Origin of the sequence: Aeromonas sp. EERV15, from assembly GCF_900079845.1 — a bacterium.
GTDB classification, from domain to species: Bacteria; Pseudomonadota; Gammaproteobacteria; order Enterobacterales; family Aeromonadaceae; genus Aeromonas; species Aeromonas sobria.
On the sequence record NZ_FKKY02000198.1, the window covers coordinates 1 to 255 of the forward strand.

The following is a 255-nucleotide window of genomic DNA, read 5'->3' on the forward strand; positions in this document are numbered from 1 at the left end:
CGCCATTCAGGCTGACCTTGAATTGCTCGCCGTTGTCCGCCAGCGCGTCGTTCACCGCCTTGGCACTGAACACCTCGCCTACCGCGACCGTGGTCTTGCTGGCGCTGTAGTCAGCACTGCTGGTCGTACCCAGGTTGCCAAAGCTCACGCTCACGTTGCCGCCCGGCTGGGTCGCCAGCACGGTACCGTTGGCATCCACCGCGCGCACCACGTAGTACGCGCTGGTTTCGCCTTCTTCCGACACAGTGGAGCTGT

Annotated in this window: 1 protein-coding gene; it reads right to left on the reverse strand. The window is 63.9% G+C overall.

The window, feature by feature from the left end; all coding sequences use genetic code 11:
- On the reverse strand, positions 1-255 hold a 255-nt coding region (locus tag BN4575_RS22280; RefSeq protein WP_176716484.1), incomplete at both ends, for a hypothetical protein.